Below are 24380 nucleotides of genomic sequence, written 5' to 3'. Positions count from 1 at the left end.
GGTCGCCTGTGCCTGTCGGCAGTAGCGGGAAGGTGCGGGTGCCGGACGGCACCCGCACCTTCCCGCACGCCTGGGAGCGCCGGCCCGGGAAGGCGGTGGCGGCCCCGCGGCCGTCACCGCCTCTCACCCGGGGGACCGCACACCGCTCACGGTGCCCAGGGCGCCGCCACGGTCCAGGTGGTGTCCTCCGCGAACAGAGCGGGGTTGTCCCAGGTGTGCGTACCGCCAGGGGTGGCCAGCCACAACTGGGCGTCGTAGTGGCGCAGATACTGCTCGGGGAAGTTGTGGGCGGACAGCCGCACCGCTCCGTTCGCGCCGCGCACGGGGCAGAAGGTGGCGTCCGCCCGGAACAGGCCACCGCTGCCGGCCTCCTTGTACACGCGGTAGTCGCGGTGGCGCAGATACTCGCCGGGGTAGTTCCGCGACTCGAACGAGTAGCAGGAGCCGTCGGCGAGGCCCGGCACGATCCTCCAGGTGGCGTCGTTCTTCAGCAGCGTGCTGCTGCCGCCGTCCACGGCCTCGGTGAACACCGCGCCGTCCCGGTGCCGCACGTAGCGGTTCGTCAGCCCCGGGGTCGTCACACCGAGAGACCGGTACTGGCCGGTCGGCAGGGTGACGGGGGCCGACGGCGAGCGGGACGCGCCGATCAGGGCACGGTTGGCGGCCCTCACCCGTGCCTCGTCGACCTTGACGACCTGACGGTCGTAGGTGAGCAGGCCGTTGGCCTCGTTCTCCACATCGGTGATCTCGGTGTAGACCGCGCCGGACAGGCCCCGCGGAAGCCGCACCTCGCGGATCGCGTCCAGCAGACCGACGAACCGGTTGCCGAGACGGGCCGCGTCCGGCTGGTCCTCGTAGCTGAACCCGCCGCCGGGGTACCACTCGTGACCGGACACCTTCAGACCCAGGCCGCCGTACTCGCCGAGGACGGCCGCGCGGGTGGCGTCGGGCACCGTGGTGCCGGGACCGACGTAGACGTGGTGGTCGACGACGTCCCCGTTGCCGCCGTCCACGCTTCCGCAGCAGTTGACGCCGCTCATGTTGTTCACCAGACGGGACGGGTCGTACGCCTTGACCTCGTTCGCGATGCGGGCCTGGTCGTACTGGCCCCAGCCCTCGTTCTGGTTGACCCACATCACCACCGAGGGCGAACTGCGGTGCTGGTCGATGACGCGGTCGTACTCGGCCTCCCACTGGGTGCGGGCGGCCGCGTCCGGCGTGCGCAGGTCCATGGACGGCATGTCCTGCCAGACCAGCAGACCGAGCCGGTCCGCGTGGTAGAACCAGCGCTGCGGCTCCACCTTGATGTGCTTGCGGACCATGTTGAAGCCGAGGTCCTTGTGCTTCTGCAGGTCGTACCGAAGGGCGGCGTCGCTGGGCGCGGTGTAGATGCCGTCCGGCCAGTAGCCCTGGTCCAGGGTGCCGGTCTGGAAGACGAACTCGCCGTTGAGGACGGGGCGCAGGATCCCGTCGACGCGGGCGACGCCGACGGAGCGCATTCCGGTGTAGCTGCCGACGGAGTCGGCGATCGTGCCGCCGGAGAGCAGATCCGCCCGTACGTCGTAGAGGAAGGGGTCGTCCGGGGTCCACCGCCGGGCGGAGGGCACCGGCACGGTGAACTCGCTGCCGACGGGGCCGGTGGCGGTGCCCACCGCGGTACCGCCGGCGGAGACCGTGACCCGGGCCTGGTGGCCGTTCGTGCCGGCGCCCCGCACCGTGACCCTGAGCCGGTTGTTCACCAGGTCGGGAACCATGTCGAGGCGGGTGATGTGCGCGGGCGCCGTGGGTTCGAGCCACACCGTCTGCCAGATGCCGGACGCGGCGGTGTAGAAGATGCCGCCGCCCGGATGCGGTGTCACGTCGTTGATCCGCTGCTTGCCGACGGCCTGGCCGCCGGTCTGGGTCGGGTCCCACACGGAGACGACGACGGTGTTGGTGCCGCTGCCGAGCAGATCGGTGATGTCGTAGGAGAACGCGTCGAAGCCGCCGCTGTGCGGTGCGCCGGCCTGCCGGTCGTTGACCCACACGGTCGTGCGCCAGTCACTGGCGCCGAAGTGGAGCTGCACACGCCGGCCGTTCCAGCCGGACGGCACGGTGAAGGTGCGCTTGTACCAGAGCTTGTCGTTCTGCGTGATCCGGCGCTGGATGCCGGACAGCGCGGACTCGGCCACGAACGGCACCCGGATCTGCTCGGGGAACGACGCGGGCCGGCCGGCGTCGGCCGAGGTGACGGCGAAGTCCCAGATGCCATTGAGATTGGCCCAGTCGGGGCGGGTGAGCTGGGGGCGGGGATACTCGGGCAGGGGCGTGTCGACGGGGACCTGGTCGGTCCAGGGGGTGGTCATCGGCGCGGGTTTGGGCGTCCACGCCCGGGGTGCGGCGGCAGCGGTGGCGGACCCGGTGAGGGCCGTACCGCCGAGCAGGGCCAGCACCATCAGCGCGGTGGTGACCCACCGCCGCCGGTGTCCGATCCCGTGAACCGGTGAACGCGGTGCGGGTGGTCGACGCATCGTGCCTCCTCGGAGAGTGGGGGGCGGTACACGTGCGCGTGCGCGGGACGGCCGGCCTCCGCTCCCGTACGGGAACCGGGAGCCGGCTGCCCCGAAAGCCGGACGCGGCAGCCGGTCCGGGGAGGGAGGGCTGCCGCGTCCGGAGCTTCACAGCAACTGGCGTCTGCGGCCCAGCCAGGTCTGGGCGACGACCACGACGGCCAGGAAGGCACCGCTGACGACCTGCTGGTAGGAGGAGTCCAGGGAGCCGATCTGGTTGATGACGTTCTGGATCACCTTGAGCAGGAGGACACCGACCAGCGAGCCGCTGACATGACCGAGGCCGCCGGTGAGCAGCGTGCCGCCGATCACGACGGCGGAAATGGCCTCCAGTTCCATGCCGTTGCCGAGGATGGTCACACCGGACGCGAGCCAGGCCGCGTTGAGCGCGCCGGCCAGCCCGGCCAGCACCCCGGACAACGTGTAGACGAGGATCTTGGTCCGGGCCACCGGAGCACCCATCAGGGCCGCCGCGTCCTCATTGCCGCCGACCGCGTACACATGCTGTCCGAAGCGGGTGCGGCGCAGGACGACCGCTCCGGCGACGAACAGCGCCAGGGTGACCCACACGGGGTTGCCGATGCCGAGAGTGGTGCCCTGGCCGAGTTCGGAGAGGAAGGAGCCCTTGCCGATCAGGTAGGTCTCGGCGCCCTCGTCGGTGAGGGCCAGCATCAGACCGCGCGCCCCCAGCATGGCCGCCAGGGTGACGATGAACGGCGCCAGCCGGGAACGCGCCACCAGCAGGCCGTTGACGACACCGATCCCGCCGCACACCACGAGGGGCAGCAGCAGCGCCACCAGGGTCCCGTGCCGAGAGCCCCAGGCCGCCAGGACACCCCCCAGGGCGAACAGGGAACCGACCGACAGATCGATGCCCCCGGTGATGATGACGAAGGTCATCCCGAGGGCGACGATCGCCAGGAACGCCGAACTCGTCGCCATGTTGCCGACGTTGTCCCCGGTGGCGAAGGAGTCGAAGCTGAACGACGCCACCAGCGAGACGATCACCAGTACGGCCAGCGCCCCGTGCTGCTGGACCAGGGCACTGAGGCGCTCCGAGCGCACGGGGCCCTCGGGTCCCGTGGCCTTCGGTGGTCGCCCGCCCGCGGTGGTCACGGGCACGTCCGTCTTCGTGGCGGTCATCGCTTCCCCCGTCCCCGTGCCGCGTAGACCGCGCACACGATCACTATGGCCTGCGCGATCTGGGTCCACGACGGCGGCAGATCGTGCTTGATGAGGGTGGCGGTGAGCAACTGGATGAGGACCGCCCCCGCCACGGTGCCGGCGATGTTGACGCGGCCGCCGGTCAGCGGGGTCCCGCCGACCACGACGGCGGTGATGGCGGACAGCTCCATCAGATTGCCCAGCGAGGTCGGGTCGCTGGCCTGGAGCCGGGCGGTGGCCAGCACGCCCGCCACGGCCGCCAGCAGCGCGCACAGTACGTACACGGTGATCAGCACGCGCCGCACCGGCAGGCCCGCCAGCTGCGCCGCGGGGCGGCTGTCCCCGATGGCCAGCAGCTGGCGCCCGAACGTGGTGCGGCGGACCACGAGCGCGGCCAGCAGCGCCAGGACGGCGGCGATGAGGATCAGATACGGGACGCCCAGGACGTCGCCGGATCCCAGGGAGGCGAGTGCGGGGTTGCGCAGATCCTCCAGCTGCGGCAGCAGGACCAGGGCGAGGCCCCGGCCGCCGACCATGAGCGCCAGGGTGGCCACGATCGGCTGCACTCCGACGAAGAAGGCGACCAGCGCGCCGCCCGCCAACCCGACCGCGGCGGCGAACACCGCCACCACCAGCAGCGCCGGCAGCAGACCGTAGCCGAGGTACAGGGCGGTCACGGAGGCTGCCAGGGCCATCACGGCGCCGACCGACAGATCGATGCCCTCGGTGCCGATGACCAGGGCCATGCCGAGCGCGACGATGATGACGGGGGCGACCTGCACGGCCTGGGTGCGGAAGTTCTCCGCGGACAGGAAGTGCGGGGTGATGACGATGTTGACGACCAGCAGCAGTGCCACGCCGGCGTAGACGCCGTACGTCTGCAGCCACTGCAGGACGCGGGCCCGGTCCAGCGGCACGGTGCGCAGAGCGGCTTCAGCCATCGCCGGCCTCCTCCGCGGCCGTGACGCCGGCCGTGTTCCCGGCCGGGGCGTGCCCGGCGATGGTCCGCATCAGTGTGTCCTCGGTGACCTCCTCGCCGGCCAGTTCGCCGACGACCGCACCGTCCTTCAGCACGACCACGCGGTCGGACCCTTCGATCAGTTCCTCCAGATCGGAGGAGATGAGCAGGACGGCCAGGCCGTCCGCGGCCAGTTCGTCCACGAGTTTCTGCACCTCGGCCTTGGCCCCGACATCGATGCCCCGGGTGGGTTCGTCCAGCAGCAGCACCTTGGGGTTCATCGCCAGCCAGCGGGCGAGCAGCACCTTCTGCTGGTTGCCGCCGGACAGTTCACCGACCTTCTGGTGCGGCGAGGACGCCTTGATGCGCAGCCGTTCGACGAAGGTGTCCACGACGCTGTCGACGCGTGCCTCGGAGACCAGCCCGAAACGGGAGAGCCGGGGCAGCACGGCCAGTGAGATGTTCTCGCGGACCGAGAGCCCGGGAACGATGCCCTCGCTCTTGCGGTCCTCGGGCAGCAGACTGATGCCCGCCCGGATGGCGGCGGGGGTGGAGCCGCCGCGCAACGGGACACCGGCCACCAGGACCTGCCCGGAACTCGTCGCCAGCGCACCGGAGATGGCTTTGGCCGTCTCGGTCCGCCCGGACCCGAGGAGTCCGCCGAGTCCCACGACCTCGCCGGGCCGGATCGCCACGGACACCTCGTGCAGCTTGTGCGGGGCCGTCAGTTCCCGTGCTTCCAGCACGGGTTGGGCGCTGACTGCATGGTGGTCGCCGGTGAACCTGGTCAGGCCCTCCGTACGGACCTCGCCCAGCTCCCGGCCCAGCATGGTCGACACCAGGGACAGACGGTCGAGGTCGGCGAGGCGGCCGTGATGGACGCGCCGTCCGTCGCGCAGCACGGTGACCGTGTCGCACACGGCGTACAGCTCGTCCAGCCGGTGACTGACGTAGACGACCGCGATGCCCTCGTCACGCAGCCGCCGGATCACCGAGAACAGCGTCTCGACCTCCCGCGGCTCGAGCGAGGAGGTCGGTTCGTCCATGACGACGACGCGTGCCTCGGTCGCCACCGCGCGGGCCAGGGCGACCATCTGCTGAGCGCCGACGCCGAGGGCGCGCAGCGGCAGACGGACGTCCACCCGGACGCCGTAGGCGCGCAGGGTCTCCTCGGCCTCCTTGTGCATACGGGCGAAGTCCAGCAGGCCGAAACGGGTGCGCGGCTCGCGGCCCAGGAAGAGATTGCGGGCCACGCTCAGCAGCGGGATGAGGTTGACCTCTTGGTAGATGGTCGAGATCCCGGCCTTCTGCGCCTCCAGCGGTGTGGCGAAGGAGACGTCACGGCCCTGGAAGACGATGTCACCCGCGTCGGGCCGGTGGACACCGGTGAGGAGCTTGATGAGGGTCGACTTGCCGGCGCCGTTCTCGCCGATCAGGGCGTGGACCTCGCCCGGATGCAGGGTCAGGTCCACGTCGTCCAGGGCCCGGACGCCCGGAAAGGTCTTGCTCAGTCCGCGGACGGCGAGGACTTCGGCGGGGGGAGCCACCTGTGCCTCCAGGAAGTGAGTGGTGACGGGACGGCGGGGCCCAAAGGGAGCGGGCCCCGCGGGGATCAGTAGGCCTTGCCGAGGTCCTGCTCGGCGTTGTCGGTGTCGTAGGCGCTGTCCTGGATGACGATGTCCTGGGGCACTTCCTTGCCCTGGGTGAAGGCGTCCAGCGTCTCGAACGCCAGCGGACCGAACCGCGGGTTGGACTCGATGACGCCGGTGATCCAGCCGTCGACGATGCCCTGTACGGCGTTGCGCGTGCCGTCGACCGTGACGATCTCGACGTTGCCGGCCTTCTTGCCCGCGCCCTTGAGCGCGGCCACCGCGCCCAGGCCCATCTCGTCGTTCTCCGCGTAGATGCCCTTGATGCCCGGCTTGGACTGGATGAGCTGCTCGGTGACCTGCTGCCCCTTCTCACGGGTGAAGTCACCGGTCTGCTCGAAGACGACCTTCAGCCCTGGGGCCTTCTCCGCGACCCGCTCCTTGAAGCCCTGGGTGCGTTCGGTGGTGACGTTGTTCCCGGCCGCGCCCAGCAGGATCGCGACCTCGCCCTTGCCGCCCGTGGCCTCGATCATCTGGTCGGCGGCCCGCCGGCCCTGCTCGACGAAGTCCGAGGCGATGAAGGAGACGTAGTCCTTGCAGGCGGTGGCGTTGATCTTGCGGTCGATCGTGACGATCGGGACCTTCTTGGCGGCGGCGGCCTGCAGCACCGGGTCCCAGCCGTCGGAGTTGAGCGGCGCGATGACCAGCAGGTCGGCGCCCTTGGCGAGCAGGTCCTGGACGTCGCTGATCTGCTTGGAGAACTGCGACTGGGCGTTGGCCGTCAGCAGTTTGACGCCCCGCTTCGCCGCCTCGTCCTTGATGGACTGCGTTTCGGCGATGCGGAACGGGTTGGCCTCCTTCTCCGACTGCGAGAAGCCGACGGTGGCGCCCTTGAGGTCGAGCTCCTTGCCGCCGTACGCGTCGATGGTGCAGGTCTTGCTGCCCGGCTTCGGCGTGACGACCTTCTGGCCGGCGTCGGCCGCGGCTGCCGGGGACTTCTTGCCGTCCGACGCGTCGTCCTCCGACTTCGCGCAGGAGGTGGCGGTCAGGGCCACCGCGGCGGCCAAGGCCACGAGCACGGGACGGGCGAGGAGGTGAGGACGATGAGTGGTGCGCTGCATGGTGACCCCGATCCGGGTGACGCTGAAAGGGAACTGGGGAGCTGGAGAGCGCGGAACCGGTGCTGCTCCCGGTGTGCGATACGGCGTCCGGTTCGCCGCCAACAGGTTTTTACATCGTTGGAAGAACGCTGTAAACCCCCTGTGCGCAAGGTGCGAGCGGAGCGCGGCGGGGGAGAGGGCGAGCGGGGCGAGCAAGCTCTGCCCTCGGCGGTGACGGCACGCGGGCGCGGGGCGGGTCCGGCAAGCGCTTGCCGGACGGGGCCGGTCCAGGGCCCGGAGAGGTGTCCGCACGGCCGGTGAGCCAGGGGCCGAAACCCTTGGTCAGGTGTCCGCGGCACCGGTGTCGGCGGGCCGGCCCAGGGTGCTCTCCCGTTCGACCAGGCGGTAGTCGGCCCGGATGCGACGCGGCTCAGGAGCCGCGTCGTGCAGCCGGGCCAGCACCGACTCCACCGCGAGCCTGCCGATGGCGGCCTTGTCTGGCGACACGGAGGTGAGGGTCACCGCGCCGAACCGCCCTTCGAGCACGTCGTCGAATCCGACGACGGCGATGTCGTCGGGGATCCGCAGGCCACGCTCGTGCAGGACCCGCATCGCCCCGATGGCCATCGGGTCGTTGTAGGCGAACACCGCGTCGGGCCGCTGCCCGCTGTCCAGGATGTGGGCCATCGCCGCCGCACCGTCCGCGTGGCCCCAGCCGTCGGTGGCGGCGACGAGGCCCTCGTCGGCGGGGAGCCCGACGGCGGTGAGCTCCTCACGCCAGCCCCGTACGCGCAGTTGGGCGGGTTCGCTGCGGGCGCGCCGGGCCCCGATGAACGCCACCGTGCGGCGTCCCAGGGAGACCAGGTGCCGGACGGCGGCGCGGGCCGCGGCGACGTTGTCGATGGCGATGTGGTCGTACGGCAGGTCGTATTCCCGCTCACCGAGCAGCACCAGCGGTACCTGCTCCGTGCGCTCGCGGAAGTCCTTGGCCTCCAGCTCGATGGGGCTGAGGATGAGTCCGTCGATGACCCTGGCCCGGAACCCCTGGCTGACCAGGATCTCCTGCTCGCGACGGCCCCCGGTGTGGTCCAGCAGCACGATGTAGTCGTGCTCGGCCGCGGTGTCGATGACGGCGGCGGCGAGTTCGGCGAAGTAGGGGTTGCCGAGTTCGGGCAGGGCGAGCGCGATGATGCCGGTGCGCCCTTTGCGCAGGTGCCGGGCGGTCAGGTTGGGCCGGTAGCCGAGAGCGTCGATTGATCTCTGGACGCGCTCGCGCATGGCGGGGGTGACGTGCTGATAGTTGTTCACCACGTTGGAGACGGTCTTGATGGAGACCCCCGCGTGCGCGGCGACGTCCTTGAGGCTGACCCGCACGGCAATCCCTTCGTGGACGGCCCGGCCGGGGACCGGTGCCGAGACGGGTGCCGTCACCGTGAGCCGGGCGCCGAGCCGCCGGATGAGAGTTTTACAACGTTATACATGCGCTTCCGCGACACTGACAAGGCCAGGAGCAGGACGAGGGAGGCGGACCCGGACCGGCCGCCCCGGCCGCCCCTCCCGGACCGGGCCGTTGCCCCGGGTTCAGGCGCCTGCCGTGGGGTGGCGATGTGCAGGGGGCAGATCACCGGGGTGCCGTGGACCGGGTCGGTGAGGATGGCGCTCTCGACGCCGTAGAGCTCTCGGACGAGGTCGGGGGAGATGATGGCCGACGGGGCGCCCTGGGCGACGACCGCCCCGTCCTTGAGGGCGATCATGTGGTCGGCGTAGCGGCACGCGGTGGTCAGGTCGTGGAGGACCAGGACCAGGACCAGGACCGGGGTGCGGCCCTGCGCGGCCAGCGAGCGGACCAGTTCGAGCACTTCGAGGGCGTGGCCCGTGTCGAGGGCCGAGGTGGGTTCGTCGAGGAGGAGGATCTCGGTCTCCTGGGCGACGGCCATGGCGATCCAGGCACGCCGGCGCTGACCGCCGGAGAGCGTCTCGAGCGGACGGTCGGCGAGGCTGTGCAGGTCGGCGGCGGTGAGCGCCTCCTCGACCGCGTGGGCGTCGGCGGCGGACCACTGACGCAGCAGGCCCTGGTGGGGCTGGCGGCCGTAGCGGACGAGGTCGCGGACGGTGAGGCCGTCGGGGGCGATCGCGGACTGGGGGAGCATGCCGATGGTGCGTGCGATCTCCCGGGTGGGGATCCTGGTGAGTTCCCGGCCGTCGAGGAGGACGGCGCCGCCACGCGCGCGCAGTGTGCGGGCCAGCCCGCCGAGGAGCGTGGACTTGCCGTACCCGTTGGGGCCGACGATGACAGTGACCCGGCGTTCCGGCAGAGCGAGGTCCAGACCGTCGATGACGAGATCGGGGCCGTGCCCCAGAGACAGGGCCCGGGTGCGCAGGCGGCTGTCGGTGGCGACCGGGTTCACGGGGACCTCCTGATCCTGTTGCCGACTCACCAGCGGCGGGGGTCTCGGACATGCGTACGCTCCAGGTCCAACGGCCGGTCAGGAAGCAGCAACCTGTCCACAGAAGTCGGGCCGAGAGAGAATGGCGCGGTTGTGACACGGGTCCTGACGTCTACTCAGTTCGGAGAAGGCATGCAGCACAGCTCCCGACGCCCCGTCCGCGGTGCCCGTAAGGCCGCCCTGCTGACCGCCGTCGTAGCCGTCGGACTCGCCACGGCGACACCGGCGACAGCCGTGGCGGCCGGCCCCTCCGGGGCGCAGGCCCCGGCCGTGCCGCTGCGGGTGGCGACCTACAACATCCACGCCGGAGCCGGCCAGGACGGGGTCTTCGACCTCGATCGCACCGCGGAGGCCATACGTGATCTGGACGCCGACGTGATCGGTCTCCAGGAGGTCGACGTGCACTGGGGCACCCGGAGCGGCTTCGTCGACGAGGCCCGCGCGCTCGCCGACGCGCTGGACATGCGGGTGTTCTTCGCACCGATCTACGATCTGGACCCGGCCACCGCGGACGGGGAGCGCCGGCAGTACGGTGTCGCCGTGCTGAGCCGCCACCCGGTGCTCGAGGCCGAGAACCACGAGATCACCCGGCTCTCCACCCAGACGTCCGATCCGGTGCCCGCCCCGGCGCCCGGCTTCGCCGAGGTGACGGTCGACGTCAAGGGCGCGTTCGTACACGTCTACAGCACGCACCTGGACCACCGGGCCGACCCGTCGATCCGTGCGGCCCAGGTGGCGGACATGCTCGAGGTGCTGGCTGCCGACCGTGGACCGAAGATCCTGGTCGGCGACTTCAACGCCGAAGCGAAGGCTCCGGAGTTGGCACCGCTGTGGCAGCGGTTGCGGGACGCCGCCCCGGACGGCGGTGGGACGTACCCGGCGGTCGACCCCGTCAAGCGCATCGACCTGGTGACGGTTTCCCCCGGCATCACCGTGACCGGCGCCCACGAGGTCGCGACGGACGCGTCGGACCACCGCCCCGTGGTCACGGACCTGAAGCTGCACCGGCGCGGCCGCTGAATCGCCAGGGCCAGGGACGGCACCTCACGGGAGTCGTCCCCGGACATCTGCCTTGACGGGGTGTCAGTCCTGTCCGGGGACGCTCATCTCGCCCAGCAGCGACCAGTCGTCCTGCGGCACCGTCGCGTTCACGATCCGCGGGGTCTCGGCGAGGTGCGGCGGCAGGGTCCGCTGTGCGGCCCTGAAGTGCTCGGACTGCACATGGGCCGCCCCCGCCGCGTCGTCACGGAAGGCCTCGACCAGGACGTACTCCGTCGGGTCCTCGATGCTGCGGGACCAGTCGAACCACAGGCAGCCGGGCTCACCGCGGGTCGCCGCGGTGAAGTCGGCGGCGATGTCCGGCCACTGGTCCGCGTACTCGGGGCGGATACGGAATTTGGCGGTGATGAAGATCATCGGTCGGTCTCCCTCATCGGTTCTCTGCGCGCCGTCGCACCACCCGGAGCGTCGTCCGACGGGCGAACACCGGCCCGGGGAGTGCCCGCTCCGCCAGTCGGGACGGTCACCGGCTGGATGGATCCGGCAGTGCACGGTCGTGGCCGTGACACAGGTCGAACACGGCCGACTGCGAAGATCGTAGCCGACACGGGGCGGGCGGGCCTCGGCGGTGACCTCCCGCACAGGGACGTCAGACCGGTACCGTGCGCAGGCGCAAGGGGACGGCCGTGGCGGATTCCGGCAGGCGCAGCCTCCGGCTGCCGGGCGTGATCGAGCCCAGGATGCCGGGACGGCGGGCGCCGGTGCGGGCCGGGACCGTGCCGGCCGGTCCGTGCGCGGTCAGGTATCCGTAGACGCCGAACTCGTACCGTTCGATGAAGCTGCCCACCGACCCTGTCGGCAGGGTCCGGGGCTGCGTCCGGCGGTGGCCCTGGGAGCGGCCGAACCGGCGCAGAGCGCGGAGCGGGCACGCGTCGCGGACCTGCGCGGGCGGTGAGCGCACGGCCGCCCGTCCGTACGCGGTGGCCCGCGGGCGCGTCACCAGTCGGCACGCCGGCGCGGGGCGCCCGGCGGACCTGGCGGGTCCGCCGGCCGCCCCAAGGCGTGCCGCGGGCCAATGCCGTACGGGTCAGTCCTTGATCTCGCAGATGACCGCGCCGGAGGTGATGGACGCGCCCACCTCCGCGGCCAGTGCCTTGACGGTGCCCGAGCGGTGGGCGTTCAGCGGCTGCTCCATCTTCATCGCCTCCAGCACCACCACCAGGTCGCCCTCGGCGACCTGCTGGCCCTCCTCCACCGCGACCTTGACGATGGTGCCCTGCATCGGCGAGGCCAGCGTGTCGCCGGAGGCCACCGGCCCGGACCGCTTCGCCGCCCGGCGCTTGGGCCGGGCGCCGGCCGCCAGCCCGGTGCGGGCCAGCGACATGCCCAGCGAGGCGGGCAGCGACACCTCCAGGCGCTTGCCGCCCACCTCCACCACCACCGTCTCCCGGTCCGCCTCGGCGTCCGCCTCGGCGTCCGCAGCGGCCGCGAACGGGGGGATCTGGTTGACGAACTCGGTCTCGATCCAGCGGGTGTGCACGGTGAACGGGCCGTCCTGGCCGTGCACCTCGGGGGCGAACGCCGGATCGGCGACCACCGCGCGGTGGAACGGCAGGGCGGTGGCCATGCCCTCCACCCGGAACTCGGCCAGCGCGCGGGCGGCGCGCTGCAGCGCCTCGGCGCGGGTGCGGCCGGTGACGATCAGCTTGGCCAGCAGCGAGTCCCAGGCCGGGCCGATCACGCTGCCGGACTCCACCCCGGCGTCCAGCCGCACCCCGGGGCCGGCGGGCGGGGCGAAGGCGGTGACGGTGCCGGGGGCGGGCAGGAAGTTGCGGCCGGGGTCCTCGCCGTTGATGCGGAACTCGAAGGAGTGCCCGCGCAGCACCGGGTCGTCGTAGCCCAGCGGTTCGCCGTCGGCGATGCGGAACATCTCGCGCACCAGGTCCAGGCCGGCCACCTCCTCGGTGACCGGGTGCTCGACCTGCAGCCGGGTGTTGACCTCCAGGAAGGAGATGGTGCCGTCGGAGCCGACCAAAAACTCCACGGTGCCGGCGCCGACGTAGCCGGCCTCCCTCAGGATGGCCTTGGAGGAGGCGTACAGCTGGGCGGTCTGCTCCTCGGACAGGAACGGGGCGGGGGCCTCCTCGACCAGTTTCTGGTGGCGGCGCTGCAGCGAGCAGTCCCGGGTGGAGACGACCACCACGTGGCCGTGCGCGTCGGCCAGGCACTGGGTCTCCACGTGCCGGGGCTTGTCCAGGTAGCGCTCGACGAAGCACTCGCCGCGGCCGAAGGCGGCGGTGGCCTCGCGCACCGCGGACTCGTACAGCTCGGGGATCTCCTCCAGGGTGCGGGCGACCTTCAGGCCGCGGCCGCCGCCGCCGAAGGCGGCCTTGATGGCGATCGGCAGGCCGTGCTGCCGGGCGAAGGCGAGCACCTCCCCGGCGCCGGTGACCGGGTCGGGGGTGCCGGCCACCAGCGGGGCGCCGGCGCGCTGGGCGATGTGCCGGGCGGCGACCTTGTCGCCCAGGTCGCGGATGGCCTGCGGGGGCGGGCCGATCCAGGTCAGCCCGGCGTCCAGGACCGCCTGGGCGAAGTCGGCGTTCTCCGAGAGGAAGCCGTAGCCGGGGTGGATGGCGTCCGCGCCGGACTCGTGGGCGGCCTTGAGGACCTTGTCGATGTCCAGGTAGCTGGTGGCCGGGGTGTCACCGCCCAGGGCGAACGCCTCGTCCGCGGCGCGGACGTGCGGGGCGTCCCGGTCCGGGTCGGCGTAGACGGCGACGCTGGCGATGCCGGCGTCCTGGCAGGCCCGGGCCACGCGGACAGCGATTTCGCCACGGTTGGCGATGAGCACCTTGGTCAGCATGCCGTCTCCTGTACGTCCGTCCGGTGGGCGCTGAGCGCATCGACGGTCTCGACGATGCGGCGGATGTTCGCACCGGGGGTGAACACCGCGGCGACGCCCATGACTTCGAGGGCGCGGACATCGGCGTCCGGGATGATGCCACCGACCAGGATGTGGACGTCGCCCGCGTCTTCCCGCGCCAGCAGTTCGATCACGCGCTCCACGATCGTCAGATGGGCGCCCGAGAGGACGGAAAGGCCCAGGACGGGTGCGTCCTCGGCGATGACGGTGGCGACGATCTGCTCCGGGGTCTGGTGCAGTCCGGTGTAGATCACCTCGTGCCCGGCGTCGCGCAGTGCGCGGGCGATCACCTTGGCGCCGCGGTCGTGACCGTCGAGTCCGGGCTTGGCGATCACCACACGCAGTCGAGGCGGCGCCGCACCACCGAGGTCTGCGCGTTGTCGCAGGACGTTCATCTGAGTCCTTTCGTGGAGACCCCCGCCTTCAGGCGGGGGTGGGGGTACCGCCCGCTTGTGGGGGAGAAACGAAACCCCCGCGGATCGGGACATCGAGCGGTTTTCCGCCGTCAAGGCGGAGAACTATGCCCTGACCGGCAGATTTGATGCTCACAGGCAGTCGCACTAGTTTGTGAGCGTGACCACGGCGTGCGTGAAGCGGGCGTTCAAGTACCGCTTTTACCCGACCGACGCGCAGGCGGCCGAGCTGTCGCGCACGTTCGGCTGCGTGCGGAAGGTCTACGACCTGGCCCTCGCGGCCCACACCGAGGCCTGGGCACGCCAGGAACGGGTCAACTGCAACCAGACGTCGGCGCTGCTGACAACCTGGAAGAAGACCGAGGAACTCGCCTAGCTCAACGAGGTCTCCTCGGTCCCGCTCCAGCAGTGCCTGCGCCACCTGCAGGCGGCGTTCACCGGCTTCTTCGGCAAGCGGGCGAAGTATCCGCGCTTCAAGTCGAAGAAGTCGAAAAAGTCCGCCGAGTGCACCACCAGCGGGTTCCGCTACCGACACGGGAAGCTGACCCTGGCCAAGATGGGCGAGCCGCTGGACATCGTCTGGTCCCGGCCGCTGCCAAAGGGCGCGCAGCCGTCCACGGTGACCGTCTCGCAGGACGCGGCCGGCCGCTGGTTCGTGTCCCTGCTGTGCGAGGACCCCGCCGTGCGGCCGCTGCCCGCCACCGGTACGGCGGTCGGGATCGACGCGGGCCTCACCCACCTGCTGACCCTCTCCACCGGGGCGAAGGTCACCAATCCCCGGCACCAGCGCCGCGACCGCGCCCGGCTGGCCCGGGCCCAGCGGGAGCTGTCGCGCAAGACGCAGGGCTCGGCCAACCGGGCCAAGGCCCGGCGCAGGGGCGCCCGCGTCCATGCCCGCATCGCCGACCGCAGGCGGGACGTGCTGCACCAGCTGACCACCCGACTCGTGCGTGAGAACCAAACGCTCGTGATCGAGGACCTGGCCGTGCGCATCATGGTCAAGAACCGGAGCCTGGCCCGCGCCATCAGTGATGCCGCGTGGTCGCAGTTCCGGAGCCTGCCGGAGTGCAAGGCCGCCTGGTACGGGCGGGAAGTGATCGCGGTCGACCGCTTCTTTCCCTCCTCCCGGCTGTGCTCCGCCTGCGGCACCCTCGCAAAGAGGATGCCGCTCGGCGTCCGCGCCTGGACGTGTGAGAGCTGCGGCACGGTCCATGACCGGGACGTGAACGCGGCGCAGAACCTGCTGGCCGTCGGACTGGCGGTGTCGGCCTGTGGAGCCGGTGTAAGACCTCAACGGAGAACTCCGGGCGGGCGGTCGGCAGTGAAGCAGGAAACCCCACGGCGCGAGCCGTAGGACTCCCCCTCCTTCGGGAGGGGAGGAAGTCAAGGTCTCTCCGTTCGGAAATTCACTGGGGGAGGGCTGAGGCGCGCCAGCCGACAGGGCCGTATCCCTGCGGCGTGCGCAAGAGCAGGCGAGGGGAGGCCCAGGCATCGGCACGGCGGGGGGCAGGTCCGGGACCCGGTGCACGGACGGCGGAGATCAGCGCAACCACGGCGGCGAGTTCCTCCGGGGTGGGGTTGCCCCGTACGACCTTGATCACAACGGCTCCTGGGGGTCAGAGGGGGGATGTCCGGGTTTCCCGGGGGTTTCCGGCGGGCGGGGGGTCAAAGGGGGATGTTGCCGTGCTTCTTGGGCGGCAGCACGGCCCGCTTGGTGCGCAGCTGGCGCAGCCCGCGCACGATGTGCCGGCGGGTCTCGGACGGCATGATCACCGCGTCCACGTAGCCGCGCTCGGCGGCGGTGTACGGATTGAGCAGCGCGTCCTCGTACTCCCGCACCAGCCGGGCCCGGGTCGCCTCGGCGGCCTCGGCGTCCTGGGCCCCGGCCAGGGTGCGCCGGTGCAGGATGCTGACCGCGCCCTGCGCGCCCATCACCGCGATCTGCGCGGTCGGCCAGGCCAGGTTCACATCGGCGCCCAGGTGCTTGGAGCCCATCACGTCGTAGGCGCCGCCGAACGCCTTGCGGGTGATCACCGTGATCAGCGGCACCGTGGCCTCCGCATAGGCGAAGATCAGCTTGGCGCCGCGGCGGATGATGCCCTCGTGCTCCTGGTCCACCCCGGGCAAAAAGCCGGGCACGTCCACGAAGGTGAGCACCGGGACGTTGAAGGCGTCGCAGGTGCGCACGAACCGGGCCGCCTTCTCGCTGGCGGCGATGTCCAGGCAGCCGGCGAACTGCAGCGGCTGGTTGGCCACCACGCCCACCGGCCGGCCCTCCACCCGGCCGAAGCCGGTGAGGATGTTCGGCGCGAACAGCGGCTGGGTCTCCAAAAACTCGCCGTCGTCCAGCACGTGCTCGAGCACCGTGTGCATGTCGTAGGGCTGGTTGGCCGAGTCCGGCACCAGCGCGTCCAGCTCCCGGTCCTGCGCGGTGGGCGTCAGGTCGGCCTGCTCCAAGAAGGCGGGCGGCTCGGCGAGGTTGTTGGACGGCAGGTAGGACAGCAGCTGCTTGACGTAGTCGAGGGCGTCCTTCTCGTCGCCGGCCAGGTGGTGGGCCACCCCGGAGGCGGTGTTGTGGGTGCGGGCCCCGCCCAGCTCCTCGAAGCCGACGTCCTCGCCGGTGACCGTCTTGATCACGTCCGGGCCGGTGATGAACATGTGGCTGGTCTGGTCCACCATCACGGTGAAGTCGGTGATCGCCGGGGAGTAGACCGCGCCGCCCGCGCACGGGCCCAGCACCAGGGAGATCTGCGGGATCACCCCGGAGGCGTGGGTGTTGCGGCGGAAGATCTCGCCGTAGGCGCCCAGCGCGGCCACCCCCTCCTGGATGCGGGCGCCGCCGGAGTCGTTGATGCCGATGACCGGGCAGCCGGTCTTCAGCGCGAAGTCCATCACCTTGACGATCTTCTGTCCGTAGACCTCGCCCAGCGCGCCGCCGAAGACGGTGAAGTCCTGGGAGAAGACCGCCACCGGGCGGCCGTCGACGGTGCCGTAGCCGGTGATGACGCCGTCGCCGTAGGGGCGGTTTTCCTCCAGGCCGAAGCCGGTGGAGCGGTGCCGGGCGAACTCGTCCAGCTCCACGAAGGAGTCCTCGTCCAGCAGCAGGGCGATCCGTTCCCGGGCGGTCAGCTTGCCCTTGGCGTGCTGTTTCTCCACGGCGCGTCGGGAGCCGGCGTGCGTGGCCTCGTGGATGCGCCGCTGCAGGTCCGCGAGCTTCCCCGCGGTCGTACGAATGTCGATGTCGTTCACTGGTTCTTCCACTCCGGGGCTCACTGGTCAGAAGGTGTCGTGGGGGACGTGTACGCCCCAGACGTCGCGCAGCGCGTGGGAGACCTCACCGACCGTGGCGTGTCCCCGCAGGGCCTCCCGTATCGCGGGGAGCACGTTCTCGGTGCCCTGGGCGGCGGTGCGCAGGGCGTCGAGGGCGCGTTCGAGGGCGTCGTCGTCGCGGTCCCTGCGCAGGGCGGCGAGGCGTTCTCGCTGGTCGAACTCGATCCGGGGGTCCACGCGCAGCGGCTCGTACGGTTCTTCCTCGTCCAGGACGAACGTGTTGACGCCGACCACGGTGCGTTCCTTGTTGTCGATCTCCTGAGCGATCAGGTAGGCGGAGCGTTCGATCTCGGACTTCTGGAATCCCTGCTCGATGGCCGCGACGGCGCCGCCGCGGTCCTCGACGGCCCCCATCAACTCCAGTACTGCCGCCTCGATTTCGTCGGTCATCGACTCCATGAAGTAGGAACCTGCGAAGGGGTCGACGGTCTTGGTCACATCGGTTTCGTAAGCGATGACCTGCTGGGTGCGCAGGGCCAGTCGTGCTGCCTTCTGGGTGGGCAGGGCGATGGCCTCGTCGTAGGAGTTGGTGTGCAGGGACTGAGTCCCGCCCAGGACCGCTCCCAGGCCCTGCAGTGCGACCCGGACCAGATTGACTTCCGGCTGTTGGGCCGTCAGCTGCACACCGGCGGTCTGCGTGTGGAAGCGCAGCATCTGTGACTTCGGATTCCGGGCGCCGAACTCCTCGCGCATGACGCGGGCCCAGATGCGGCGGGCGGCGCGGAACTTCGCGATCTCCTCCAGCAGCGTGGTGCGGGCGACGAAGAAGAAGGACAGGCGCGGAGCGAAGTCGTCGACGTCCAGGCCTGCGGCGAGCGCGGCGCGCACGTACTCCTTGGCGTTGGCGAGGGTGAACGCGATCTCCTGCGCGGGCGTGGCCCCGGCCTCGGCCATGTGGTAGCCGGAGATGGAGATCGTGTTCCAGCGCGGCAGCTCTCGGTGGCAGTAGGCGAAGATGTCACTGATCAGCCGCAGCGACTGTTTCGGCGGGAAGATGTAGGTGCCGCGGGCGATGTACTCCTTGAGCACGTCGTTCTGGATCGTCCCGGTCAACAGGTTGCCCGGGACGCCCTGCTCGGCGGCGACCAACTGGTACAGCAGGAGGAGTGTCGAGGCCGGTGCGTTGATCGTCATCGACGTCGACACCTTGTCGAGCGGCAGACCCCGGAACAGCGTGCGCATGTCCTGGATCGAGTCGATCGCCACACCGACCTTGCCGACCTCGCCCTGGGCGATGGCCTCGTCGGAGTCGTAGCCCATCTGGGTCGGCAGGTCGAAGGCCACGCTCAGGCCCCCGGTGCCGGCGCCGACCAGCTCGTGATAGCGCTCGTTGGACTCCTTCGCGGTGCCGAAGCCGGCGTACTGCCGCATCGTCCACGGCCGGCCGGTGTACATCGACGGGTACACGCCCCGGGTGAACGGGAACCGCCCCGGCGCGCCCAGCTTGGCGTCCGCGTCGAAGTCCGCCGGTGTCCTGGCGTCGTAGACCGGCTGGATCGGCAGCCCGGACTCGCTGCGTGCGAGAGAACCCACGGTGACCTCCTGTGGTACTCCATCTCTTTTGAACGGTACGCAGTACCATTCCATTGGGCAAGTGGCCACCGAAGGACGCGACAGGGAAAGATGGGTGATCATGAGCAAGCCAGCCGCGCGGATCCGGCTCTCGGAGGCCGCCTTCGCCCTGTTCGACGAGCGCGGATACGAGCAGACCACCGTCGATGACATCGCCGAACGCGCCGGTGTGGGTCGCACCACCTTCTTCCGGTACTACCCGGCGAAGGAAGACGTCATCTTCCCCGACCACGACCGGATGCTCGAGCAGATCAAGGACCGCCTGGCCACCTCCAGCCACGAGACCGCCCTGGCCGCCGTCTCCGACGCGGTCCGCCTGGTGCTGCTGCACTACCTCGACGAAGGCGACCTCGCCCGCCGGCGGTACCGGCTCACCAGTAAGGTCGCCGCGCTCCGCGACCGCGAGATCGCCAGTGTGGCCCGCTATCAGCGCCTGTTCCGCGAGTTCATCTCGAACTGGCTGGGAGACTCCAGCGAGTCGGCCTCACTCAGGTCCGAGCTCATGGCCGCGTCCGTGGTCGCGGCCCACAACCACGTGCTGCGCCGATGGCTCCGGGGTGAGTCCCCCGACCCTGTCGGAGAGGTCGACGCCGCGATGCGCGAGGTGCTCGCCCTGTTCCCGGGCCCGCAGTCCCGCTCGGAGACGGACGCCGACGGCACCACGGTCGTCGCCTTCCGGAGCGGACAGGACATCGACGCGTTGCTCCCCTCGCTGCGACGCCTCATCGAGGGCCACTCCGAGCAGTGAAAACGTCCGGAACGCCCCTCGCCCCTCGATGAGGGCGCCTGCTCACGTCGAGGCGACCGCTCTGGCCACGGGGCCGGGCCACATGCAGCGGGAAGATCCGAAAGCGCGGCCCGTCAGGGGGACCGCCGGGTGTTGAGCCGGGCCGCCTGACGTGTCAGGTGGTCGCGCTCGGCGAGGTCGGGTGCCTTTCGGGCCGCCTCGGCGTACAGCCGGGCCGCCGTCGCCAGGTCGCCGTCGCGCTCGTGGAGGTACGCCGCCACCGCGGTGTGGCGGGGCAGTGAGGCGTCCAGTTCCGCGAGCACCGCCAGTCCGGCGCGCGGTCCGTCGGCCTCGCCGACGGCCACCGCTCGGTTGAGCCGGACGACCGGGCTGTCGGTCAGGCGCGTGAGCTCGTCGTACCACTCGACGATCTGCACCCAGTCGGTCTCCTCGGCGGTGGGCGCGTCGGCGTGGAGTGCCGCGATGGCGGCCTGGGCCTGGAACTCGCCCAGCCGGTCGCGGGCGAGAGCCGCCTGAAGGATCTCGACGCCCTCCGCGATCAGCGCGGTGTCCCATCGGCCACGGTCCTGTTCGGTGAGCGGCACCAGGCTGCCGTCGGGCGCGGTCCGGGCGGCGCGCCGGGCGTGGTGGAGCAGCATGAGTGCGAGCAGCCCCGCCGCCTCGGGGTGGTCGATGGCGGCCGCGAGCTGTCGGGTGAGCCGGATGGCCTCGGCGGCGAGGTCGACGTCGCCGGAGTAGCCCTCGTTGAAGACCAGGTAGAGGACGCGCAGCACGGTCGTGACGTCGCCGGGCTGGTCGAACCTTCCCCGAGCTCTCGGCTCCTCCCTCACTCTCGACTCCTCCGCCACTCTCGACTTCGCTCGAGCGGGGGGACCCCCATGAGCGGGGGGACCCCCATGAGCAAGGGAGGCCCCACTGCCGGCCACGGTGCGCTTGGCCCGGCTGATGCGCTGCGCCATGGTCGCCTCGGGCACCAGGTAGGCCTGGGCGATCTGGCGGGTGGTCAGCCCGCCGACGGCGCGCAGCGTGAGCGCGACGGCGGACGACGGCGTCAGCGACGGGTGGGCGCACAGGAAGTAGAGCTGGAGGGTGTCGTCCACCGCGGACACGGGCCCGGGCGCAGGCTCCTCGTCGACGAGGTCCTCACGCCGGCGGCGGGCGGCGTCCGCCCGCCTAGCGTCGAGGAACCGGCGCCAGGCCACGGTGACCAGCCAGCCCTTCGCATCCCGCGGAGGGTCGGCCGGCCAGACGCGGAGCGCCTCGACCAGCGCGTCCTGCACGGCGTCCTCGGCCGCCGCGAAGTCGGCTCCGCGGCGGACGAGGATTCCGAGCACGCTCGGCGTGAGGCTCCGGAGCAGGACCTCGTCCATGGACGAGGTCATTCCGTGATGGTGGGCGGCGCGGCCAGGAACGGGCGTACCTCGAGCCACTCGTGGATCGGCTTCCCGCCCGACCCGGGGGCGGCCGACAGTTCCCCGGCCAGCTCGAGGGCACGTTCGTAGGTGTCGACGTCGATGACCATCCAGCCGGCGATGAGGTCCTTGGTCTCGGCGAACGGGCCGTCGGTGACCGGCGGGCGCCCCTCGCCGTCGTACCGGACGAACGTCCCCTCGGGGGTGAGCGCCTGGCTGTCGACGAACTCACCGGTCTTCTCGAGCCGGGCCGCGAAGTCGTTCATGTACTGCACGTGGGCCGAGATCTCCTGTGGCGTCCACCGGTCCATGGGCACGTCGTTGACCGGAGCCGGAGCGCCGCGGTAGTGCTTGAGCAGCAAATACTTGGCCATCGTGTTTCTCCTCGGTGCTGGTGCGCCCCATTGTGGGCGCGTTCACTGCGGGGACGTAGCCGGCCAGGGGTTCTCGACATCGGCGTCCGGTTTTTCGGCTCTCGTGGGCGAGCCCGGGGGAGCCCGCCCGATGCGGGGCCCGACCCACCTCGGCAGGCGCGCGTCTACCGTTGTGGTATGCGCAGCGACGTGGTGACGCTGTTCGTGTGCGGCGATGTGATGCTCGGCCGCGGCGTCGACCAGATCCTGGCCCGCCCCGGCGATCCGGTGCTGCGGGAGACCTGCGTCGCGGATGCCCGCACCTACGTCCGTATGGCCGAGTCGGTCAATGGACCGGTCCCGGCCCCCGTACCCCCGTCCTGGCCGTGGGGTGAGGCACTCCGACTGCTGGACGGGACCGCCCCGGACGTACGGATCGTCAACCTCGAGACCTCCATCACGCGCAGTGACGCGTTCGCCCCCGGCAAGGCGGTTCACTACCGCATGCATCCAGCCAACGTGTCCGCCCTGACGGTGGCCCGGCCCGACGTCTGCGTCCTGGCCAACAACCATGTGCTGGACTTCGGCCGGGCGGGCCTGGCGGAGACGCTGGAGACGCTCGACCGCTCGGGCCTGCGGGCGGCGGGTGCCGGGCAAGGCGCCGACGAGGCGTACCGGCCGGTGGCCGTCCCCGTCAGAACGGGCGGCCGTGTCCTCGTCCTCGCGCTGGGGGCGAGTTCCAGCGGTGTTCCGACAGGCTGGGCGGCGACCGCGGCCCGCTCCGGCGTCGCCCGTCTCCCCGACCTGTCGGCCGGCACGGCCGCCGCGGTGGTGGAGCGTATACGGCGGGCGAAACGTGCGGGCGACACCGTGGTCGTGTCCGTGCACTGGGGCTCCAACTGGGGCTACCACGTCCCCCGCGAGCAGATCCGTTTCGCGCACGCCCTGGTGGACGGCGGCGCCGCCCTCGTCCACGGGCACTCCTCGCACCACCCCCGCCCCATCGAGGTGTACCGGCAGAGGCTGGTGCTGTACGGCTGCGGCGACTTCATCGACGACTACGAGGGCATCAGCGGGTACGAGGAGTACCGCGACGACCTCCGGCTCGCCTACTTCGTCACGGTGGCGGCGGACACCGGCCGGTTCCTGGGCCTGCGCATGATGCCCCTGCGTTCCCGGCGTATGCGGCTGGAGCCCGCCTCGCACCAGGACGCCGCCTGGATGCACGCGACCCTCGACCGTGTCAGCGCTCCCGTGCACCCGGTCCTCGAACCGGACGGCACACTCTCACTGGAGCCGAACCGCCAACGCCCGGCGTGCTGACGTCCCGGCTCCCGGTCTCCCCGTCGCCGCACCGCTCGCGCAGGCGGGGCCGGCCGCTTCACGGCCGGCCCCGCCGGTCGGGCCTCGACACAGCCGGCGTTCACCGTGACCTCGTGTGCCCGGAGTTCGTCCGGGTCCGAGCGGAACTTGTAACCGTCCGTCCCGATGTACGAAATCCCCGCGTGAGAGGTTTTCCCACGGTCAGGCTACGGGTGTCTGGACGGCCGTATGAACGCCGGGAGATTTCAGACGCACAACCGTGTGTATCCGATCGCGGCATTGGCCGACTGATGGAAGTACTGGTTTCCCTCCGGATCGGAAATGCGCGCCCCGAACAACACGCAGTCCCGGCCGTCGTACTCCCACGCCGTCTCACGGGACGGGCCGATCGCGTACAGGCTCGGGCCGGACCACGAGTTACCCCTGTCGGCCGTGCCGGACGCCCCCACCGTAGCGACATGCATGTCCGTCGCCACGCCCACCCACCGGGATTTCACCGCGAAACCGCAGAACGAGCGCGTGTACGGATTGTATTCCACATACACGGTTCCCGCCGGCAGGAAACTGCCGGAACGTACCACGGGCTCCGCGTGGACGTATGCGTAACCCGCGCCGCACACGTCACCCACCGTGCTCGGTGCCAATGGTGCGGCCGCCGCAGGTGCCGCAGCGGCACCGAGTGCGAGTGCTCCCAGGGCGACGCAACTCCATAACCGTCGAATACTCATTTCTCTCCCCCTCCTCGGACGACATGTGATCAGAGCCTGTGGCTCCGGTGAGGAGTTTACCGGGGGTCGGTACGCGCAATGGGAATCCAGGGAATGGGCTGCATCACATTCCATTCTCACGAACTGTTCTCGAACTGCACCGCCCCGGATAATTCAATGGTTCCCGTCACCACAATCCGGCTTTTCTGTATGTGGTTGTACGGGATGCGCCGCGGTGAGCGATGGACGACAGGTGCTTCCGGCCCCCGCAGTGCGGCTTCGGCGCACTCGGCCGACGGGTTGCTTGGTGGTTCGTCGTACCGGATGAGGTCTGATCCGAGACGGCACGGGCACCGGGAAGGAGGTTCCGGACCCGCTGGAACGTCTCGCCCGGGTCCCGTACCCGCGTGATCGGCGCGGGGTGCGGCAGGTGGCGTGATCGGCCCGAGTCCCTCCGGGGAAACCGGTTACAGGGCTCATTCAGACTGCGTGTCGAGCCGCTCGGCCAGGAAAGTGATGATCTCGTTCCGAGCCCGCAGGGTGGGGTGACCGTCCTGGTCGACGAGGTGAGCCGTGACGACGCTGTGGGCACAACCGACGACATCCTGGTTGTTCGCGGATCGGTTCGCCGACCGGTACGCCGAGGTGCGCCTGCGCCCGGAGAGCTTGGCCGTGACCGACCGAGGGATGACGACCACGTCAGCACAAGAACCATCGAGCGGGCGAACGGCGCTCCGAGCCCGGTGACACCCACCAGGTCATCGCTTCGCCAGGGCAACAGTCATGCCGGACC

Annotated in this window: 21 protein-coding genes and 1 pseudogene; 4 read left to right on the top strand and 18 right to left on the bottom strand. The window is 70.9% G+C overall.

Going from position 1 to position 24380, the window contains the following annotated elements:
• Positions 1–146: 146 nt before the first annotated feature.
• The 7 genes from ACVW19_RS02735 to ACVW19_RS02705 form a co-directional block, all read right to left on the bottom strand.
• A complete protein-coding gene (locus ACVW19_RS02735; RefSeq protein WP_457456214.1) occupies positions 147–2510 on the bottom strand; it encodes an AbfB domain-containing protein in 2364 nt (787 codons plus the stop codon).
• A gap of 147 nt (positions 2511–2657) precedes the next feature.
• A complete protein-coding gene (locus tag ACVW19_RS02730; protein ID WP_457456212.1) occupies positions 2658–3692 on the bottom strand; it encodes an ABC transporter permease in 1035 nt (344 codons plus the stop codon).
• On the bottom strand, positions 3689–4654 hold the full coding sequence (locus tag ACVW19_RS02725; protein ID WP_457456210.1) for an ABC transporter permease: 966 nt from the start codon (positions 4652–4654) through the stop codon (positions 3689–3691). Before ACVW19_RS02725 ends, ACVW19_RS02730 begins: the two co-directional genes overlap by 4 nt.
• Positions 4647–6218, bottom strand: coding sequence for a sugar ABC transporter ATP-binding protein (locus tag ACVW19_RS02720; RefSeq protein WP_457456208.1), 1572 nt, complete (start codon positions 6216–6218; stop codon positions 4647–4649). The genes ACVW19_RS02725 and ACVW19_RS02720 overlap by 8 nt, the downstream gene beginning before the upstream one ends.
• Before the next feature lie 65 nt (positions 6219–6283).
• Complete coding sequence (locus tag ACVW19_RS02715; protein ID WP_457456206.1) at positions 6284–7381, bottom strand: ABC transporter substrate-binding protein; 1098 nt, start codon at positions 7379–7381, stop codon at positions 6284–6286.
• Between the two features lie 321 nt (positions 7382–7702).
• The gene (locus tag ACVW19_RS02710) at positions 7703–8734 is read right to left on the bottom strand and encodes a LacI family DNA-binding transcriptional regulator (RefSeq protein WP_457456204.1); all 1032 of its coding nucleotides are present in this window, start codon (positions 8732–8734) and stop codon (positions 7703–7705) included.
• A 53-nt stretch (positions 8735–8787) separates the two neighbouring features.
• On the bottom strand, positions 8788–9768 hold the full coding sequence (locus ACVW19_RS02705) for an ABC transporter ATP-binding protein (RefSeq protein ID WP_457456202.1): 981 nt from the start codon (positions 9766–9768) through the stop codon (positions 8788–8790).
• A gap of 171 nt (positions 9769–9939) precedes the next feature.
• Here ACVW19_RS02705 and ACVW19_RS02700 point away from each other — a divergent pair, with 171 nt between their 5' ends.
• Positions 9940–10827 carry an endonuclease/exonuclease/phosphatase family protein gene (locus ACVW19_RS02700; RefSeq protein WP_457456201.1) on the top strand — a complete coding sequence of 296 codons (888 nt, stop codon included), beginning with the start codon at positions 9940–9942 and terminating at the stop codon, positions 10825–10827.
• A gap of 63 nt (positions 10828–10890) precedes the next feature.
• Here ACVW19_RS02700 and ACVW19_RS02695 read toward each other — a convergent pair whose 3' ends face one another.
• The 4 genes from ACVW19_RS02695 to ACVW19_RS02680 all read right to left on the bottom strand — a co-directional run bounded on the left by ACVW19_RS02695 (position 10891) and on the right by ACVW19_RS02680 (position 14124).
• The gene (locus tag ACVW19_RS02695; protein ID WP_457456200.1) at positions 10891–11223 is read right to left on the bottom strand and encodes a putative quinol monooxygenase; all 333 of its coding nucleotides are present in this window, start codon (positions 11221–11223) and stop codon (positions 10891–10893) included.
• Positions 11224–11455: 232 nt separating this feature from the next.
• A complete protein-coding gene (locus ACVW19_RS02690; RefSeq protein ID WP_457456198.1) occupies positions 11456–11806 on the bottom strand; it encodes a hypothetical protein in 351 nt (116 codons plus the stop codon).
• Positions 11807–11893: 87 nt separating this feature from the next.
• The gene (locus ACVW19_RS02685) at positions 11894–13666 is read right to left on the bottom strand and encodes an acetyl/propionyl/methylcrotonyl-CoA carboxylase subunit alpha (protein ID WP_457456941.1); all 1773 of its coding nucleotides are present in this window, start codon (positions 13664–13666) and stop codon (positions 11894–11896) included.
• Positions 13663–14124 carry a cobalamin B12-binding domain-containing protein gene (locus ACVW19_RS02680; RefSeq protein WP_457456196.1) on the bottom strand — a complete coding sequence of 154 codons (462 nt, stop codon included), beginning with the start codon at positions 14122–14124 and terminating at the stop codon, positions 13663–13665. The genes ACVW19_RS02685 and ACVW19_RS02680 overlap by 4 nt, the downstream gene beginning before the upstream one ends.
• A gap of 172 nt (positions 14125–14296) precedes the next feature.
• Between ACVW19_RS02680 and ACVW19_RS02675 the strand changes: the two are divergent.
• Positions 14297–15496 (top strand): annotated as a pseudogene (locus ACVW19_RS02675) (RNA-guided endonuclease InsQ/TnpB family protein).
• A gap of 52 nt (positions 15497–15548) precedes the next feature.
• Here the strand turns inward: ACVW19_RS02675 and ACVW19_RS02670 are convergent.
• The 3 genes from ACVW19_RS02670 to ACVW19_RS02660 form a co-directional block, all read right to left on the bottom strand.
• Complete coding sequence (locus ACVW19_RS02670) at positions 15549–15743, bottom strand: acyl-CoA carboxylase subunit epsilon (protein ID WP_457456194.1); 195 nt, start codon at positions 15741–15743, stop codon at positions 15549–15551.
• Between the two features lie 64 nt (positions 15744–15807).
• On the bottom strand, positions 15808–17391 hold the full coding sequence (locus ACVW19_RS02665) for an acyl-CoA carboxylase subunit beta (RefSeq protein ID WP_457456192.1): 1584 nt from the start codon (positions 17389–17391) through the stop codon (positions 15808–15810).
• Between the two features lie 27 nt (positions 17392–17418).
• The gene (locus ACVW19_RS02660) at positions 17419–19005 is read right to left on the bottom strand and encodes an acyl-CoA mutase large subunit family protein (RefSeq protein ID WP_457456191.1); all 1587 of its coding nucleotides are present in this window, start codon (positions 19003–19005) and stop codon (positions 17419–17421) included.
• Positions 19006–19105: 100 nt separating this feature from the next.
• On the opposite strand from ACVW19_RS02660, the gene ACVW19_RS02655 reads away from it, so the two are divergent.
• Entirely contained in the window at positions 19106–19792 is a 687-nt protein-coding gene (locus tag ACVW19_RS02655; RefSeq protein WP_457456189.1) for a TetR family transcriptional regulator, read from the top strand.
• 113 nt (positions 19793–19905) lie between these two features.
• On the opposite strand, the gene ACVW19_RS02650 is transcribed toward ACVW19_RS02655, so the two are convergent.
• Together ACVW19_RS02650 and ACVW19_RS02645 are read right to left on the bottom strand one after the other, a co-directional pair.
• On the bottom strand, positions 19906–21162 hold the full coding sequence (locus ACVW19_RS02650; protein ID WP_457456939.1) for an RNA polymerase sigma factor: 1257 nt from the start codon (positions 21160–21162) through the stop codon (positions 19906–19908).
• Positions 21163–21170: 8 nt separating this feature from the next.
• Positions 21171–21578: a YciI family protein gene (locus tag ACVW19_RS02645; RefSeq protein ID WP_457456187.1), complete on the bottom strand. Its 408-nt coding sequence runs from the start codon at positions 21576–21578 to the stop codon at positions 21171–21173.
• Positions 21579–21755: 177 nt separating this feature from the next.
• Between ACVW19_RS02645 and ACVW19_RS02640 the strand changes: the two genes are divergently transcribed.
• Complete coding sequence (locus tag ACVW19_RS02640) at positions 21756–22880, top strand: CapA family protein (protein WP_457456185.1); 1125 nt, start codon at positions 21756–21758, stop codon at positions 22878–22880.
• A 245-nt stretch (positions 22881–23125) separates the two neighbouring features.
• Here the strand turns inward: ACVW19_RS02640 and ACVW19_RS02635 are convergent, their stop codons facing one another.
• Positions 23126–23461 carry a hypothetical protein gene (locus tag ACVW19_RS02635; protein ID WP_457456183.1) on the bottom strand — a complete coding sequence of 112 codons (336 nt, stop codon included), beginning with the start codon at positions 23459–23461 and terminating at the stop codon, positions 23126–23128.
• A gap of 602 nt (positions 23462–24063) precedes the next feature.
• Entirely contained in the window at positions 24064–24285 is a 222-nt protein-coding gene (locus ACVW19_RS02630) for a hypothetical protein (protein ID WP_457456181.1), read from the bottom strand.
• Positions 24286–24380: the final 95 nt, after the last annotated feature.

This window comes from Streptomyces sp. TE5632, from assembly GCF_054061295.1.
The sequence above is the reverse complement of the archived record's forward strand: the minus strand, read 5'-3'. Positions and strand labels throughout refer to the sequence as shown.

Coding starts and splice junctions, on each gene's coding strand:
- ACVW19_RS02735 (WP_457456214.1), bottom strand. CDS start 2,510: ATGCGTCGACCACCCGCACCGCGTTCACCGGTTCACGGGATCGGACAC.
- ACVW19_RS02730 (WP_457456212.1), bottom strand. CDS start 3,692: ATGACCGCCACGAAGACGGACGTGCCCGTGACCACCGCGGGCGGGCGA.
- ACVW19_RS02725 (WP_457456210.1), bottom strand. CDS start 4,654: ATGGCTGAAGCCGCTCTGCGCACCGTGCCGCTGGACCGGGCCCGCGTC.
- ACVW19_RS02715 (WP_457456206.1), bottom strand. CDS start 7,381: ATGCAGCGCACCACTCATCGTCCTCACCTCCTCGCCCGTCCCGTGCTC.
- ACVW19_RS02700 (WP_457456201.1), top strand. CDS start 9,940: ATGCAGCACAGCTCCCGACGCCCCGTCCGCGGTGCCCGTAAGGCCGCC.
- ACVW19_RS02695 (WP_457456200.1), bottom strand. CDS start 11,223: ATGATCTTCATCACCGCCAAATTCCGTATCCGCCCCGAGTACGCGGAC.
- ACVW19_RS02680 (WP_457456196.1), bottom strand. CDS start 14,124: ATGAACGTCCTGCGACAACGCGCAGACCTCGGTGGTGCGGCGCCGCCT.
- ACVW19_RS02655 (WP_457456189.1), top strand. CDS start 19,106: ATGAGCAAGCCAGCCGCGCGGATCCGGCTCTCGGAGGCCGCCTTCGCC.
- ACVW19_RS02650 (WP_457456939.1), bottom strand. CDS start 21,162: ATGGACGAGGTCCTGCTCCGGAGCCTCACGCCGAGCGTGCTCGGAATC.
- ACVW19_RS02645 (WP_457456187.1), bottom strand. CDS start 21,578: ATGGCCAAGTATTTGCTGCTCAAGCACTACCGCGGCGCTCCGGCTCCG.
- ACVW19_RS02640 (WP_457456185.1), top strand. CDS start 21,756: ATGCGCAGCGACGTGGTGACGCTGTTCGTGTGCGGCGATGTGATGCTC.